Consider the following 15,119-nt stretch of genomic DNA (forward strand, 5'->3'; position numbering starts at 1 on the left):
CGTGGCCGTCCGGATGGACCCGCAGCGATTCGACGAACTGGTCTCCGACGCCCTCGACCTGATTCCCGCCGAGCTGACGGCGGCGATGGACAACGTCGTCGTCCTGGTCGCCGACCGCCATCCCGACGACGACGACTTGCTCGGCCTCTATGAAGGGGTGGCGCTGACCGAGCGGGATTCGGACTACGCCGGTGCGCTGCCGGACACCATCACGATCTACCGCGACGCGCTGCTGGACGTCTGCGAATCCGACGACGACGTGGTCGACCAGGTCGCGATCACGGTGATCCACGAGATCGCCCACCACTTCGGGATCGATGACGACCGGCTCGACGAGCTGGGCTGGGCTTGACTTTCTGGCCGTTGATTCGGCGGGGTGTCCGACGTTTGTCGGCACCCGGTGTTATGAACGACGTATGACCGCTGGCTGCCGCGACTGCCGGGCAGGCTTGGACCACTGCCACGGCACCTTGATCGTCCACTCACTGGCCCGCTCGGAATGCACCGAGAACGACTGTGCGATACCCGAGTTGTTCACGCACGCCTTCGTGGTCGACTGCGATGCGGTCGGCTGCGCCTGCGCGCAGGCCGACGATGTCGGCAGATCAGCCCATTGGATCGGGGCCTGACGCGGTACTGGCCTGGCAGGCCTGCCCGACGGGCGTGTCCGGCGTCTCCGGGTAGAACGGCGGGGTGCTCACACCCCACTGAACACAGCTCCACCGCCCGTCGGTGATCGGAGTCAATACCACCGACTCGGCGTTGTTGAGCGGATTGTCCAGCACGAACGAGCCGTCCACGCCGGCCAGCACAGCCGCGGCCAGCCGGATCGCCGCGCCGTGGCTGACCACCACGATGTCGCCGTCCCAGGCGTCGTCGTCCAGATAACGCATTCGCAGATCGGTGAGCACCGGCACATACCGGTCCAGCACGTCGTGGGCGGTCTCGCCGCCGGGCAGCGCCACGTTCAGCTCGCCCCGGTGCCAGCGCCGGTAGGTGGCGTTGAATTCGGCGATCGCCTCGTCGTCGCTGCGATTCTCCAGTTCGCCGACCTGTACCTCGTGGATGCCGGTCAGCTCGAGCGTGGCCAGGTCGAGTTCAGCACCGATCACCGCGGCTGTTTCCGACGCCCGGACGGCGACCGAGTGCGCCAGGATGGCCGGGGGGCGCCGCGCGGCCCAGCCGCTGCGCGCGAATGCGCGCGCCTGGTCGCGGCCCAGCGGGGTCAACGCCGCCCCCGGGGGCAGCGTGTCCAGCCGGCGCTCGACATTGCCGAAGGACTGGCCGTGGCGCACCAACACCAGCCGGCCACTCATGGTGCTCCCTCGCCTCGGCCGGCGCGCAATCGCGCGAGCCAGCGCGACGCCTCGTCCGACACCGGTGGCAGCACCCCCGCAGGCTGGCCCGTCGGCCAGGAACCCAGATAGCGCACATCAGCACAACGGCGGTGCAGCGCCTTGAGTGCCTCGGCGACGGCGTCGTCTTCGAGGTGACCCACACAGTCGACGAAGAACATGTAGGTGCCCAGCCCGGTACGGGTGGGCCGGGATTCGATGCGGGTCAGGTCGATGCCGCGAATCCCGAACTCGGTCAGCGCCATCAGCAGGGCGCCCGGCGCGTTCTGCACCCGCAACACCACCGACGTCCGGTCGGCCCCGGTACGGGCCGGCGGCGGCCCCGGCGGTCCGATCAGCACGAACCGGGTGCGCGCACCGGACTCGTCGACCACCCCGTCCGCCAGGGTCGGCAGTGACCAGTGCGCGGCAGCCAGCGGTGAGGTCACCGCGGCGTCGACCCGGCCTTCGGCCACCTGCCGGGCGGCGTCAGCGTTCGAATACGCGGGTCGCTGGTCGACGCCGGGCAGCTGCGCGGTGAGCCATCGCCGCACCTGCGCCGCGGCGACCGGGAACGCCGCCAACGTCCGGACGTCGGCCGCGTCGAGGCCCGGCCGGACCACGATGGAGAAGGCCACCTCCAGCGTGGTCTCGGCGAAGATCTGCAGCGGCGATCCAATGGCCAGGCTGTCCAGGGTGGGCGCCAGGGATCCGTCGATCGAGTTCTCGATCGGGGCGCACGCATAGTCGGCGGTGCCGTCGCGCACCGCGTCCAGCGCGGCCGGGGTGCTCTCGACCGGCAGCCTCGTTGCCCTGTCAGACCCGGGGATCAACCCGGTGTCGGCGATTCGGAGCAGCGCAGCCTCGGTGAAAGTTCCTTCCGGTCCGAGGTAAGCGATGCGGGCCACAGAGACAACCCTAACGGCGCGTCGGCGTGGGTCACCGACTCTTGCGAGTTACCCGACCCTAAGTTACCTTAGGCTTACCTAAAACTACGGAGGTAACTGTGCTACCGGTCACACACCCTACGCCCACCACGGCAGAGCGCATTCGCAGCGCCTGCGTCCGGGCCGGGGGCGCGCTGTTGGCGGTCGAGGATGCCGATCCGGTGTCCACGCCCATGCACCACCTGCTGTACGACGGCACGTTCGCCGTCGCAGTTCCCAGCAGCATGCCGGAATGCCAGGTGGAGTCCGGGTCGCAGGCACTGCTGGAACTGACCGACTACGCGCCGTTGCCGGTGCGGGAGCCGGTCCGGTCGCTGGTCTGGGTGCGTGGCCGGCTGCACCGGATCCCCCCCGGCGCGGTGGCCAAACTGTTGGACCTGATCGCCACCGAAAATCCGAACCCCGCGCTGCTGCAGGTCCAGACGCCGAAATCCGCTCCGCCCAGTGCGGACGATGTCAGCTACACCCTGCTGCGCCTGGAGATCGATTCGGTGGTGGTCACCGACGCGACCGGCGCCGAGCCCGTGAGCGTCGCCGATCTGCTGACGGCACGCCCCGACCCGTTCTGCGAGATCGAGTCCACGCTGCTGTGGCATCTGGCCACCGCCCACAACGACGTCGTCGCGCGGCTGGTGTCGCGGCTACCGGCGCCATTGCGGCGCGGACATGTCCGTCCGCTGGGACTGGACCGTTACGGCGTACGGTTCCGCGTCGAAGGCACCGACGGGGACCGCGACATCCGGTTGCCGTTTCACAAGCCGGTGGACGACATGAGCGGTCTCAGCCAGGCAATCCGCGTCCTGATGGGCTGTCCGTTCGTCAACGGGTTGCGCGCGCGCCAATAACGCCGCCGGTTCGCTACCCCCGCGGGTGCCCGCCCCGTAAGTTGTCCCGGGTGAACGGGGATCGACCAGCGCAGCGACCGATTCAGCCGGAAGCTGCCCCGGTGTTGCGCCGCCGACCCCTGCCGCCCGCGGTGACGCCGCCCCCGCCGGCCGCGCCGCGACGGCCCCCGCCGGCCGCGCCCAGCCCCCCGCGACCACGCCGCACATCCGGACGCCGCTGGTTCCGGACGCTGGCGCTGGTCCTGCTGATCGTGTCGCTGCTGGTGGTTGCCGGTGTGCTGGGCCTGACCCTCTGGTTCGACTCCGCAGTGCACCGCGCGACCGTGCTGGTCGACTACCAGGAGCGGCCGACTCCCGGCCGCGGCACCAACTGGTTGCTCGTCGGCTCCGACAGCCGCCAGGACCTGACCGCCGAACAGCAGCAGGACCTCGCCACCGGAGGCGACGTGGGCTCCGGCCGCACCGACACGATCATGCTGGTCCACCTCCCCGGCTTCGGGTCCGGGAGTCCGGCCACGCTGATCTCCATCCCGCGCGATTCCTATGTGCCGATTCCCGGCCACGGCCGCGACAAGATCAATGCCGCATTCGCGATGGGCGGTGCGGCGTTGCTGGCGCAGACGGTCGAACAGGCCACCGGCCTGCGCCTCGACCACTACGCGGAAGTGGGTTTCGGCGGATTCGCCGAACTGGTCGACGCGCTCGGTGGCGTGACTGTGTGCCCCGCCGAGCCGATCAGCGATCCACTGGCCGGCCTGGACCTGCCGGCCGGGTGCCAACAACTGCACGGCCGCAGCGCGCTGGGCTACGTGCGGTCCCGGGCCACCCCGCGGGCGGATCTGGATCGAATGGTCCATCAACGGCAGTTCATGTCCGCGGTGCTGCAACGCGCCGGTAGCCCGGCGGTGTGGCTCAACCCCTGGCGCTGGTACTCGGTGCCGCGCGCCGCAGCCGCCGCCCTGACGGTGGACCGCGGCGACCACGCCTGGGACCTGGCCCGACTCGGCTGGGCGCTGCACGGCCGCACCACGGCCACGACCGTGCCGATCGGCGAGTTCAGCGACAGCGGTGCCGGCTCGGTGGTGGTGTGGAATCGCGACGCGGCCCGCGCCCTGTTCGACGCGCTGTCCACCGATGCACCGGTGCCGACGTCCGCGCTGGACCCGCAGCCGTGAATCCGTCCGGCCGAACCGCGGTTCAGCCGCCGTTGTCGGCCGCGGTGTCCAGCCACGCCTTGGTGCGCCCGGGATGGTTGGTGGCGATCCAGGCCACCCCGACCTCCCGGCAGAACTCGACGTCGGCACGCTCGTCGACGGTCCAGCAATACACCGAGCGGCCTTGCGCGGCCGACCGGTCGACCAGCTGGGGGTAGTCGCGCAACGCCGCCAGCGACGGTCCGACCGCCGTCGCACCCACCGCGGTGGCCGCGCTGCTCGTCAGGTAGCGACCCGTCTTGCCCAGTAGCACCGTCGGCAACATCGGTGCGGCGCGCCGGATCCGCCACACCGCGGCGGCAGAGAACGACATCACCACCGCCCGGGACCGGTCCGCGGAGGCTGGGGCGGCGATGCCGAAGCGGTGCAGCAGCGCCAGCAGCTTGCTCTCCACCAGCGAGCCGTAGCGCACCGGATGCTTGGTCTCGATGAAGATCTTCACCGGCCGGTGCCAGTCCAGCACCAGCCCCACCAGCGCGTCCAGGGTCAGCAGGCTGGTGTCGCCGTGCGCGCCGTCCGAGCGCCAGCTGTCGTGCCAGGCGCCGTAGTCGAGCTCGCGCATTTCGGCCAGCGTCGCAGTACTCACCGGGCCCTCCCCCGAGGAGGTGCGGTCCAGACGGCGGTCGTGCACGCAGACCAGGTGACCGTCGCGGGTCAGCCGCACGTCGCATTCCACGCCGTCGGCGCCCTCTCTGAGGGCCTGATCGTAAGCGGCCAGCGTGTGCTCCGGACGGACAAATGATGCACCGCGGTGGGCCACCACGAAGGGGTGCCCGGCGAGGACCTCATCCGCCCGCGTCATGCGCTTATGCCGCCGGTTCCTGTCCCTCTGGCTCGACCGCTGCGGGCTGGTGCGGCGGATCGGGTTCGACGATCAGCCAGCGGTGGATCGGTCGCTCGACCGGCTTGCGCTCGAAACCTTCGAACACCCGCGCCACCGCGGCCACCGTGATCGCCGCGACGAGGTAGCCGACCACCACCATGATGTTGTTGTTCGCGATGCCCTGGGCGTCGCTGGAGAGCGATGTCGCGATGGTGAACACCGAGACGGCGTAACTGACGACCCAGGCCAGCCACCAGAAGGTGAGCGGCTTGCGCACCCGGTCGTAGTGATCCTCGACCAGGGCGAGTTCGATGACGTACACCGGCGCCAGCACCAGGTTGGCGAACGGCAGCAGGCAGCCGGCCCAGATCCGGCGCGGCGAGCGGTGCTCGGTCAACCCGTGGTGGGCGAACGCCGCAGCCCGGCGGGCGATCAGCCAGCGGACCAGCACCGCGAAGCAGCCCGACAGCGCGACCAGGGCGGCCACGCTGGCGGCGATGCCCAGCCAGTCCGCGGCACCGGCCACCAGGGAGTTGAGCAGCGCGTTGCGGTTGTAGATCAGCAACCCGTAGCGCACCGCGTACATCAGCGCCGCGCCGGCGAGCACCAGTTGCGTGGCGAACATGACCACGCGCACCACGTCCGCCTTCGGGCCCGCCTTGGCCGGGGCCTCGGACGTAGCCGGGACCAGCTGCGGCACCCGGTCGGTCAGGCCCCAACGGGGAACCGCGGTATAGCGCGGGGTGGGACCGAGCGGGCGGCGGCCCCTGCGCATCGGGGGCGCGGCGCCCGGACGCACCGCTATCCAGCGGAAACCGGGTGGGAGGCGGGGTGGAGTGCGCGGCGCGACGGGAGCGGCGGGCAGCTGCGGTGCGACCGGCGGACGCCACCCGGAATCCGCGGCTGCCGCGTCCGGCAGCGGCGCCATCAGGGCACCTCGACAACGGGGGCACCACATGCGCTGGCGTTCGCGCACGTTCCACCGGGTGCCGCACTGGGAGCACACCTGAATCACCGCACCAGCGTAACCGGGGGGCTGCGGGGTCGCCGCCCGGTGAGTGACGCAGGCCACAGCTAAAAATGGCTATCCACAGTTTCCACAGGTTTATCCCCAGCTGGGCGGACCGGCAGCGGGCGCTTCTATCGGCCAGCATTGGCCGTGACTGTGGATAACATTGCGATAACAACGGGCGCGATAGACAGGCCCGGAAGTGGTCAGAGCGAATACACCGACGAGTACTGGTACCCGGATGCGCGACGGTCCAAACGTGCCTCTTCGCATTCGCGTAGGTTTTGCTACCTGTGCGCGTGGCGTATGATCGCGAGCGCGACAATGATTGTGACTCACCTCACTGACGGTTCCGGCAACGCGAGGTGAACATGCAGTTTGGAAGGCGTTCGATGGCGACACATTCGTTCGGCCCGGGCTCTACCCAGTCGAGTTCGTACTCGGGGTCACCCGTGTGGAATCACGCCTACGTCGTCGCTGCCCTGCGTGCCGGTTTGATCGCGCTGGCGCTGCTCAGCATCTTGGCGCTGATCGCGCTGTCCTGAGCCCGGGATCCGCAGAAACCGTTCGGGCATCCTTGCGGCATCCGCAGTCTTGGAGCAGGGTTGAATGGGTGAGGCCGCCGCGCGGCGGGATCGCGCGAACTACACGTCAGATGAGTCGCTCATCGAGGAAGGAATGCCGTGGCTGAATACACCCTGCCCGACTTGGACTGGGACTACGCAGCACTGGAACCGCACATCTCGGGTCAGATCAACGAGATCCACCACAGCAAGCACCACGCCACATACGTCAAAGGTCTCAATGACGCGGTCGCCAAGCTCGAGGAGGCCCGCGCCAAGGACGACCACTCCGCGATCTTCCTGAACGAGAAGAACCTCGCCTTCCACCTGGGCGGTCACGTCAACCACTCCATCTGGTGGAAGAACCTGTCCCCCAACGGCGGTGACAAGCCGACCGGTGACCTCGCCGCGGCCATCGACGACCAGTTCGGATCGTTCGACAAGTTCCGCGCCCAGTTCAGTGCAGCAGCCAACGGTCTGCAGGGATCCGGCTGGGCGGTGCTGGGCTACGACACTCTGGGTGGCCGGCTGCTGACCTTCCAGTTGTACGACCAGCAGGCCAACGTGCCGCTCGGCATCATCCCGCTGCTGCAGGTCGATATGTGGGAGCACGCGTTCTACCTGCAGTACAAGAACGTCAAAGCGGACTACGTCAAGGCGTTCTGGAACGTCGTGAACTGGGCCGACGTTCAGGACCGGTACGCCGCTGCCACCTCGAAGAGTTCGGGGCTGATCTTCCCCTGATCGGCTGACACCACGGCAGGGCGTCGCGCGGCAACGCGCGGCGCCCTTGTCGTTGCGGCTGCGCAGTTGCGCGCCGTGTCGAGTTGCACGGCGTCAAAACCCCGCGCATCCTTGGATATTCGAGCTACATTTCAGCTGCGGTGCTGTTGCGATTTTTCGAGCTACCAACGTGGTTACTTCGGGTGGAGGCGGTTCGGAGGACAAGATGGACGCTGGGTCCGGTTCACCTATCGGGGTTGCCCCCTTTCATTCTCGTGGCGACCTGAAGGGGTTCGTGATCTCAGGGCGATGGCCCGATTCCACCAAGGAATGGGCGCAGCTGCTGATGGTCGCGGTCCGGGTCGCGTCATTGCCCGGGTTGCTGTCCACCACAACCGTTTTCGGCGCACGCGAAGAATTGCCCGACGAACCCGAACCGGGCACCGTCGGCTTGGTCCTGGCCGAGGGTACGGTTTTCGGCGACAAGGCCATCCAGCCGGGCTATTTCGCGGAACACCAGCCGCCCGCCCTGCTGATGTTGCACCCGCCCTCGGAGACCATGCCGTCGTTGCCGGAGTGCAAAGGCGCCGCGTCCGGCTGTGTGCTGCTGCCCGGGCTGCCTTACCTGGGGTTGGAACACCGGGCGGCATGGGTCGAGGCGGAGGCCGACGGCACCGTCACCTCGATGGTGAGCCGGGTCGGGGTCGACCCGATCAGCCACCCGGACACCGCCATCCTGGCCATGCTGCTCGCCGCCTGACGGCGCGGCCCCGGCGTCGCGGGACCGCGGCGCAAACTCTGCGGCGCTGACCGCACCCGTCCCGGCGGTTCCCCGAACAGACGCGCACGCCGACCACCCGGGTCCGGTGCGTCGAGGCCCGGGCGCGGACCGCACCGGTGGTCTTGCCGCGGCGTCCCGCGGCCCTGCCAGCAGGTGTGTACCGGGCGCCCCACGCCCCTGCGCGGCACCGGGCAGCAAAGTGATCAGCCGAAACGTTCGCGCCGGCCGCTGGTTGCCCGAGATCGGCGGGGCGCGTCGCTGCAGGACTGATCGCGCTGTACTTCGCGCGCGCGCGGACGGCAGCGCTGCGCCCGTTCTGAGCGTGTATTCTGCGGATAACCTGTGAAATCCGGTCAATTCATGGACACCTGACCCAATCGTTTGGATGCTCGTCGGGGGTGTCCTGCATGGTCGCCCGGAGTGCTGGTTCCGAATACGCCCACGTTTGCACTTGGTTGTTGGCTGACAACGTCGCTACCATGATCAGCAAATACCTAGTGATAACCGATTGGTCCGATTGCCCCGGTGGAGGTCATATCGATGAGCACGACGTTCGCTGCCCGCCTGAACCGCCTGTTCGACACGGTGTATCCACCTGGCAGGGGGCCGCACACCTCCGCGGAGGTGATCGCCGCGCTCAAGGCGGAGGGCATCACGATGTCGGCTCCCTACCTCTCGCAGCTACGTTCCGGCAACCGCACGAACCCGTCGTCCGCGACCATGACAGCGCTGGCCAACTTCTTCCGCATCAAGCCGGCCTACTTCACCGACGACGACTACTACGAAAAGCTCGATAAGGAGTTGCAGTTCTACGCGTCGGTGCGGGACGACGGTGTTCGCCGTATCGCGATTCGCGCGCACGGCCTGCCGGTGGAGGCTCAACAAAAGGTGCTGGACCGGATCGAGGAGCTCCGCCGCGCCGAAGGCCTCGGCTCCTAGCTGACCTGGCGGACCGCCGGCAGCCTGCTCGGATTAGGGTTGGCCCAGAGCTCGCGCGCACACGCGATAGCCCACGAGAGATAGCGGGAGGCGGCCGGGAATGGGCCTGTTCGGCAAGCGAAAGAGCCGCGCGACACGTCGCGCCGAAGCCCGCGCCATCAAGGCCCGCGCCAAGCTGGAAGCCAGGTTGGCGGCCAAGAACGAAAGACGCCGCATCAAGACGGCCCAGAAGTCCGCTGACAAAGCGTTCAAGGCCCAACTGAAGGCCCAGAAGGACAGCGACCGGGCGGCGTTGAAGGTCGCCGAAACCGAGTTGAAGGCAGTGCGCGAAGGCAAGCTGTTGTCGCCCACCCGGATTCGCCGCACGTTGACGGTGTCTCGCCTACTGGCCCCGATATTAATGCCGCTGATCTACCGCGCGGCCGTCGCGGCCCGCGGGTTGATCGATCAGCGGCGTGCCGACCGGCTCGGGGTCCCGCTGGCGCAGATCGGGCAGTTCTCCGGCCACGGTGCCCGGTTGTCGGCGCGCATCGCGGGCGCCGAGCAATCGCTGCGCAGCGTGCAGGCTAAGAAGCCGAAAGACCCGGAGACCAAACAGTTCGTCGCGGCGATCAGTGAACGGCTCGCCGAATTGTCGTCGGCAGTCACCGCCGCAGAGCACATGCCGACGCAGCGGCGCCGCGCTGCGCACGCTGCCATCTCCTCGCAACTCGACGGCATCGAGTCCGACGTCCTGGCCCGTCTCGGGCTGGGCTGACACCGGTGGTGTCGATATTGTCGCGGCTGAGTCTGCTGTGCGCCGTGCTGGCGGCCATCGCGATGTTGACGGCCGGCGGTGCGGCGGCCCAGCCCGCTCTGACCACGGCCACCGCTACCGACCCGAGTTGGGTGTCCGCCCGTGACCCCGACGCCGACATGCCGATCTGGCCATTTGCGGCCGGGACGGTCGCGGCCGTCGGCGTCGCCGCCATCTGGGCGACGCGGCGCAGGCCGTAGCCGGTCCCGGCCCGGCTGGCATGATGGGACCCTGAGCGACCCCGTACGCGTACGCAACGAAATGCTGCAAAGGAGCGGCCGCATGGCAGATCCGCAGGACCGACCCGAGGGCGAAGCCGCCGCCACGCCACCGGCCAAGAAGCAGCCGGCCAAGAAGGCGCCCGCCAAGAAGGCACCGGCCAAGGCCACCAAGGCGCCCGCCAAGAAGGCGCCCGCCAAGAAAGCCCCGGTCAAGAAGGCGGCCGCCAAGAAGATCGCACCCGCGCCGGAACCGGTCGAGGCACCGGCGGCGCCGCCCGTGGACCTGCCGCAGCACGCCGAAACCAACGGACAGCTGGCCGCTGCGAAAGATGTTGCGGCGCAGGCAAAGTCGACTGTCGAGCGGGCCCGTAACCCGCTGCCCGCCGACGAGCCCGCACCGTCTTCGCTGCAGTCGCCCGTCCCGTATGCGGTGGCGCTCGCCCTGAGCCTGCTGGCGCTGTTGTTGGTCCGCCAATTGCGCCGCCGTTGACAGCGCCCGTGTCCTTTCAGCCGACGGCCGATCTGGTGGACGACATCGGTCCCGATGTGCGTAGCTGCGACCTGCAATTCCGCCAGTTCGGTGGCCGGACGCAGTTCGTCGGTCCGATCAGTACCGTGCGCTGCTTCCAGGACAACGCGCTGTTGAAGTCGGTGCTGTCGCAGCCGGGCGCGGGCGGGGTGCTGGTGGTCGACGGCGACGGTTCCCTGCATACCGCGCTGGTGGGTGATCTGATCGCGGAGCTGGCCCGATCCAACGGCTGGGCGGGGCTGATCGTCAACGGCGCAGTGCGCGATTCCGCCGCGCTACGCGGGATCGACATCGGCATCAAAGCGCTGGGCACCAACCCCCGCAAGAGCAGCAAGAACGGCACCGGTGAGCGCGATGTCGAGGTGACGTTGGGCGGGGTGACTTTCGCGCCAGGTCACCTGGCCTACAGCGACGACGACGGCATCGTCGTCGTCGCAGCAGGAGAACATCCGCTGCCGGGTTGAGGCCGTCGCCAGGTGTGCGGCCGGCCGGAATCCGCTGCGTCGACATGCTGTCGACTATCTCAACGCGGTGTAAGCTGCCCGCGTGGCGACCTTCTCCGGCACCAAGACTGCGCTCCCCCGCGGCCGGCGCGGTGCACGACCCTCGGGAGACGACCGCGAACTGGCCATCCTGACCACCGCCGAGGGACTGCTGAAGGGCAGGTCGCTGGCGGACATCTCTGTCGACGATCTGGCCAAAGGCGCCGGAATCTCCCGCCCGACGTTCTATTTCTACTTCCCGTCCAAAGAAGCTGTCCTGCTGACACTGCTGGACCGCGTGGTCAAGAAGGCCGATACCGCGCTGCAGGGACTCTCCGACAAGTTGGCCGAGGACGGGGACAACCGGTGGCGGACCGGCGTCGCCGTGTTCTTCGAGACGTTCGGTGCGCACAAAGCGGTGACGCGCGCCAGCATGGCCGCCCGCGACACCAGTCCTGAGATCCGGGAACTGTGGTCGACGTTCATGCAGAAGTGGATCACCTTCACCGCGCTGGGCATCGAGGCCGAACGCGATCGCGGAGCGGCGCCCCGAACTCTGCCCAGTGACCAACTGGCTACCGCGCTCAACCTGATGAACGAGCGGACATTGTTCGCGTCGTTCGCCGCCGAGGCGCCGTCGGTGCCGGAAGAGAATGTGCTGGACACGCTGGTCCACATCTGGGTCAGCAGTATCTACGGCGAGCGCCGGTAGCCCGGCTCCGCCGGCGCGCGGGCTCACCACCCTGTCGGTGCCCCGTGCGAACATATGTTCGTGCGGTGTGAGGCGTCCATCCTGCATGCGGACCTGGATTCGTTCTATGCGTCCGTCGAGCAGCGCGACGACCCGGCACTGCGGGGCCGCCCGGTGATCGTCGGGGGCGGCGTGGTGCTGGCCGCCAGCTATGAGGCCAAGGCCTACGGAGTGCGCACCGCGATGGGCGGGGCGCAAGCCCGGCGGCTGTGCCCACACGCCGTGGTGGTGCCGCCGCGGATGCGCGCCTACTCCCAGGCCAGCGACGACGTGTTCCGAGTGTTCGGCGATTGCAGCCCGATCGTGGAGCCGTTGTCGGTGGACGAGGCCTTCCTCGACGTCCACGGGCTCGGCCGGGTCAGTGGGACCCCGGTGCAGATCGCGGCGCGACTGCGCGCCGATGTGCGCGAGCGGGTGGGTCTGCCCATCACCGTCGGGATCGCGCGCACCAAATTCCTGGCCAAGGTGGCCAGTCAGGAAGCCAAACCGGACGGGCTGCTCCTGGTGGCACCCGATCAGGAGCTGGCCTTCCTGCATCCGCTGCCGGTGCGGCGACTGTGGGGTGTGGGCGCGGTGACCGCGGACAAGCTGCGCGCGCACGGCATCACCACGGTGGCCCAAGTGTCCGAGCTCAGCGAATCGATGCTCGGGTCCATGGTCGGGCACGCGATGGGCCGCCAGCTCTACGCGCTGTCCCGCAACATCGACCGCCGCCGGGTGAACACCGGGGTGCGGCGGCGATCGGTCGGCGCCCAACGCGCGCTGGGCCGCGCCGGTGCCACCATGTCACCCGCCGAGGTCGATGCTGTGGTGGTCAATCTGATCGACCGGATCACCGGCCGGATGCGCGCCGCCGGACGCACCGGACGCACGGTGGTGCTGCGACTGCGGTTCGACGACTTCGGTCGGGTGACACGGTCCCAGACCATGCCGTGGGCTACCGCCGCCACGCAGCCGATCCTGGCCACAGCGCGGCGACTCGTGACGGCAGCGGATCCGTTGATTGCCGAAAAGGGTTTGACGCTCATCGGTTTCGCCGTTTCGGGCATCGACCGCAACGGCACCGAACAGCTGGCCTTGCCCTTCGCCGGCCATTCTGTGTCAGTCGATGCCGCGGTGGACGAAGTCCACCGTCGCTACGGCAGGTCCGCACTCACCCGCGCGGTGCTGGTCGGCCGCGACCCTGGGCTGGAAATGCCGCACCTCCCGGATTGACGGCCGGGCGCCGGCGTTTGTATTCGTTCCGGCCATGTCACCCGTCGCCGGTAAGTTGCCAGGCATGCGCATTACTTCGATTCTTCAGGTCGGCGTGGTTCTCGCCGGCAGTGTCGCGGTGTGGTTCGCGGTCCCGGCTGCCCACGCCGACTGTCAGGACGGTGCGGTCACGCCGGCATCGGGCGGCACGTATTCGCTCTGCTCCGGGGGTCAATGGACGCATGTGGACCGGCAACTTTGCGTCGACTATCCACAGTCGCAGTATTGTCCGGCGGCGTCGCGCACCCCGTCGTCCACTCCGTCCTCGTCGACATCGGCCAGTCCGTCACCCGCCGCCACGCCACCCGCGGTTCCATTGCCGCCGACCGATGTCAATCTGCCTAATCCGCCGAATGCACCCGGAGTCGGTTGCACCTGGGTCAACGGTTACACGAAGAAGAACGGGACTCACGTGAACGGCTATTGGCGATGCTGAGGACCAGCTTCAGGACCTAGTCCACTCCAGTAATCGTTCCACTGGCCAGGTGTTGACGATGCGCTCGGCGTCGATACCGGCGTCCAAGGCCCGCTGCGCGCCGTAGCCGAGGAAGTCCAACTGGCCGGGTGCGTGCGCGTCGGTGTCGATGCTGAACACACAGCCCATGTCCCGGGCCAGCTCGAGCAGCCGCGTCGGTGGATCCCGCCGTTCGGGTCGCGAGTTGATCTCAACGGCGGTGCCGTGCTCGAGACAGGCAGTGAACACCTTCTCTGCGTCGAACTTCGATTCCGGCCGGATCCCGCGCCCGCCGGAGACCAGTCGCCCTGTGCAGTGGCCCAGTACGTCGGCGTGACCGTCGGACACGGCACGCACCATGCGCCGGGTCATCGCGCCGGCATCCATGGACAGCTTCGAGTGCACGCTGGCCACCACGATGTCCAGGCGGTCGAGCAATTCGGGCTCCTGGTCCAGGCTGCCGTCGTCAAGGATGTCGACCTCGATGCCGGTCAGGATTCGCATCGGCGCGAACCGGTCCCGCAGCTCGTCGATCACATCGAGCTGCTTACGCAACCGGTCCGGGGACAGCCCGTTGGCGATCGTCAGCCGCGGCGAATGATCGGTCAGCGCACAGTATTCGTGGCCCAGCGCCGCGGCGGCCGCCATCATCTCCTCGATCGGCGCGGAACCGTCCGACCAGTTCGAATGCAGATGCAGATCTCCCCGGAGCGCCGCACGTATCTCGCCACCGCCGAGATCCTCTGCGCTAGAACGCAATTCGACGAGTTGTTCGGGTACATCGCCGGCCCAGGCCTGCGCGATCACCTTGGCGGTTTTGGGCCCGATTCCCGGGATCGACTGCCAGCTGTTGTCCTGGCCGTGGCGCTCCAGCGTGGCCTCGTCGAGCTTCTCCAGAATGTCGGCGGCATTGCGGTAGGCCATGACCCGTCGGGAATCCTGACGGCTTCGGTCCTTGTAGTACGCGATCTCGCGCAGCGCGGCCACCGGGTCCATCAGAGCAGTTGCTTCACCACAAAGCCGGCGAGTACCACGGCGAAACCGCCCATCTCCCCGACGATCAGCAGGGTCATCGCCAATCGTGTACCCGGCACGGGCGGCTCGAACTGGTTCTCCGTGTCGCGTCGCGCGCCGTGCAGGATGTAGCTGGCTATGGCGGCCACGAAGAAGAACACCGCCACGCCGGTCGCGGCAAGGTTCACCCAGGCCGGCCACGCGCTGAGTTCGACGAACACCGCGAACAACAGCGTGGCGAAGCTGTACAGCAGCGCCGCGCGGTGCGCGATGTCGACGTACGGGTGCGCGCGGTGCTCTTCGGACACCATGACCTGCTGGTACTTCCACACTCCGAGGCCCAGTGCCAACAGGAAGATCAGGCCCGCCGCTAGCAGGGTGAGTGTGGTGTCGAGTCCGAGGGTCATCGTTCGGACGAGTCTAGTTGCCGGACTACCTTC

The 15,119-nt window shown here is 68.4% G+C and carries 21 protein-coding genes; 14 read left to right on the plus strand and 7 right to left on the minus strand.

Features of this window, described 5'->3' with window-relative positions:
- Window position 1: 1 nt before the first annotated feature.
- Together AC5Y6Y_RS18035 and AC5Y6Y_RS18040 are read left to right on the plus strand one after the other, a co-directional pair.
- Window positions 2–352: a metallopeptidase family protein gene (locus AC5Y6Y_RS18035; RefSeq protein ID WP_463826210.1), complete on the plus strand. Its 351-nt coding sequence runs from the start codon at window positions 2–4 to the stop codon at window positions 350–352.
- Between the two features lie 64 nt (window positions 353–416).
- Window positions 417–629, plus strand: a complete 213-nt coding sequence (locus tag AC5Y6Y_RS18040; protein ID WP_473138660.1) for a hypothetical protein — start codon at window positions 417–419, stop codon at window positions 627–629.
- On the opposite strand, the gene AC5Y6Y_RS18045 is transcribed toward AC5Y6Y_RS18040, so the two are convergent.
- Both AC5Y6Y_RS18045 and pheA read right to left on the minus strand, forming a co-directional pair.
- Window positions 606–1,316 carry a histidine phosphatase family protein gene (locus AC5Y6Y_RS18045; protein WP_473138661.1) on the minus strand — a complete coding sequence of 237 codons (711 nt, stop codon included), beginning with the start codon at window positions 1,314–1,316 and terminating at the stop codon, window positions 606–608. The two genes, AC5Y6Y_RS18040 and AC5Y6Y_RS18045, sit on opposite strands and share 24 nt — an antisense overlap.
- Window positions 1,313–2,242: a prephenate dehydratase gene (gene pheA / locus AC5Y6Y_RS18050; protein ID WP_473138662.1), complete on the minus strand. Its 930-nt coding sequence runs from the start codon at window positions 2,240–2,242 to the stop codon at window positions 1,313–1,315. The genes AC5Y6Y_RS18045 and pheA overlap by 4 nt, the downstream gene beginning before the upstream one ends.
- A 98-nt stretch (window positions 2,243–2,340) precedes the next feature.
- Between pheA and AC5Y6Y_RS18055 the strand changes: the two genes are divergently transcribed.
- Both AC5Y6Y_RS18055 and AC5Y6Y_RS18060 read left to right on the plus strand, forming a co-directional pair.
- On the plus strand, window positions 2,341–3,126 hold the full coding sequence (locus AC5Y6Y_RS18055) for a DUF2470 domain-containing protein (RefSeq protein ID WP_463826214.1): 786 nt from the start codon (window positions 2,341–2,343) through the stop codon (window positions 3,124–3,126).
- A 50-nt stretch (window positions 3,127–3,176) separates the two neighbouring features.
- A complete protein-coding gene (locus tag AC5Y6Y_RS18060; RefSeq protein ID WP_473138663.1) occupies window positions 3,177–4,301 on the plus strand; it encodes an LCP family protein in 1,125 nt (374 codons plus the stop codon).
- A gap of 22 nt (window positions 4,302–4,323) precedes the next feature.
- Here AC5Y6Y_RS18060 and AC5Y6Y_RS18065 read toward each other — a convergent pair whose 3' ends face one another.
- Together AC5Y6Y_RS18065 and AC5Y6Y_RS18070 are read right to left on the minus strand one after the other, a co-directional pair.
- Window positions 4,324–5,142: a glycerophosphodiester phosphodiesterase gene (locus tag AC5Y6Y_RS18065; RefSeq protein WP_463826215.1), complete on the minus strand. Its 819-nt coding sequence runs from the start codon at window positions 5,140–5,142 to the stop codon at window positions 4,324–4,326.
- A gap of 4 nt (window positions 5,143–5,146) precedes the next feature.
- The gene (locus AC5Y6Y_RS18070; protein ID WP_473138664.1) at window positions 5,147–6,178 is read right to left on the minus strand and encodes a DUF4328 domain-containing protein; all 1,032 of its coding nucleotides are present in this window, start codon (window positions 6,176–6,178) and stop codon (window positions 5,147–5,149) included.
- Between the two features lie 386 nt (window positions 6,179–6,564).
- Between AC5Y6Y_RS18070 and AC5Y6Y_RS18075 the strand changes: the two genes are divergently transcribed.
- The 10 genes from AC5Y6Y_RS18075 to dinB all read left to right on the plus strand — a co-directional run bounded on the left by AC5Y6Y_RS18075 (window position 6,565) and on the right by dinB (window position 13,172).
- Window positions 6,565–6,717, plus strand: a complete 153-nt coding sequence (locus AC5Y6Y_RS18075; protein WP_463826217.1) for a hypothetical protein — start codon at window positions 6,565–6,567, stop codon at window positions 6,715–6,717.
- 138 nt (window positions 6,718–6,855) lie between these two features.
- Window positions 6,856–7,479 (plus strand): superoxide dismutase, encoded by a 624-nt coding sequence (locus AC5Y6Y_RS18080; protein WP_463826218.1) that lies wholly within the window; start codon window positions 6,856–6,858, stop codon window positions 7,477–7,479.
- A gap of 205 nt (window positions 7,480–7,684) precedes the next feature.
- Window positions 7,685–8,218 carry a peptidase gene (locus AC5Y6Y_RS18085; RefSeq protein WP_463826219.1) on the plus strand — a complete coding sequence of 178 codons (534 nt, stop codon included), beginning with the start codon at window positions 7,685–7,687 and terminating at the stop codon, window positions 8,216–8,218.
- Window positions 8,219–8,779: 561 nt separating this feature from the next.
- A complete protein-coding gene (locus AC5Y6Y_RS18090; protein ID WP_463826220.1) occupies window positions 8,780–9,178 on the plus strand; it encodes a transcriptional regulator in 399 nt (132 codons plus the stop codon).
- A gap of 100 nt (window positions 9,179–9,278) precedes the next feature.
- Window positions 9,279–9,935, plus strand: a complete 657-nt coding sequence (locus tag AC5Y6Y_RS18095; RefSeq protein WP_463826221.1) for a DUF6474 family protein — start codon at window positions 9,279–9,281, stop codon at window positions 9,933–9,935.
- 17 nt (window positions 9,936–9,952) lie between these two features.
- On the plus strand, window positions 9,953–10,174 hold the full coding sequence (locus AC5Y6Y_RS18100; RefSeq protein ID WP_473138665.1) for a hypothetical protein: 222 nt from the start codon (window positions 9,953–9,955) through the stop codon (window positions 10,172–10,174).
- A gap of 82 nt (window positions 10,175–10,256) precedes the next feature.
- Complete coding sequence (locus AC5Y6Y_RS18105) at window positions 10,257–10,685, plus strand: Rv3852 family protein (protein WP_463826223.1); 429 nt, start codon at window positions 10,257–10,259, stop codon at window positions 10,683–10,685.
- Window positions 10,686–10,693: 8 nt separating this feature from the next.
- On the plus strand, window positions 10,694–11,188 hold the full coding sequence (gene rraA, locus AC5Y6Y_RS18110) for a ribonuclease E activity regulator RraA (RefSeq protein ID WP_463826224.1): 495 nt from the start codon (window positions 10,694–10,696) through the stop codon (window positions 11,186–11,188).
- 82 nt (window positions 11,189–11,270) lie between these two features.
- On the plus strand, window positions 11,271–11,918 hold the full coding sequence (locus AC5Y6Y_RS18115) for a TetR/AcrR family transcriptional regulator (protein WP_463826225.1): 648 nt from the start codon (window positions 11,271–11,273) through the stop codon (window positions 11,916–11,918).
- Window positions 11,919–11,972: 54 nt separating this feature from the next.
- The gene (gene dinB, locus AC5Y6Y_RS18120; RefSeq protein ID WP_473138666.1) at window positions 11,973–13,172 is read left to right on the plus strand and encodes a DNA polymerase IV; all 1,200 of its coding nucleotides are present in this window, start codon (window positions 11,973–11,975) and stop codon (window positions 13,170–13,172) included.
- 246 nt (window positions 13,173–13,418) lie between these two features.
- On the opposite strand, the gene AC5Y6Y_RS18125 is transcribed toward dinB, so the two are convergent.
- The 3 genes from AC5Y6Y_RS18125 to AC5Y6Y_RS18135 form a co-directional block, all read right to left on the minus strand.
- Window positions 13,419–13,547: a hypothetical protein gene (locus AC5Y6Y_RS18125; protein WP_463826227.1), complete on the minus strand. Its 129-nt coding sequence runs from the start codon at window positions 13,545–13,547 to the stop codon at window positions 13,419–13,421.
- Between the two features lie 109 nt (window positions 13,548–13,656).
- Window positions 13,657–14,661: a PHP domain-containing protein gene (locus tag AC5Y6Y_RS18130; protein ID WP_473138667.1), complete on the minus strand. Its 1,005-nt coding sequence runs from the start codon at window positions 14,659–14,661 to the stop codon at window positions 13,657–13,659.
- Entirely contained in the window at window positions 14,661–15,086 is a 426-nt protein-coding gene (locus AC5Y6Y_RS18135) for a hypothetical protein (RefSeq protein WP_473138668.1), read from the minus strand. Before AC5Y6Y_RS18135 ends, AC5Y6Y_RS18130 begins: the two co-directional genes overlap by 1 nt.
- Between the last annotated feature and the right edge of the window lie 33 nt (window positions 15,087–15,119).

It is taken from the genome of Mycobacterium sp. NGS24 (assembly GCF_059813065.1).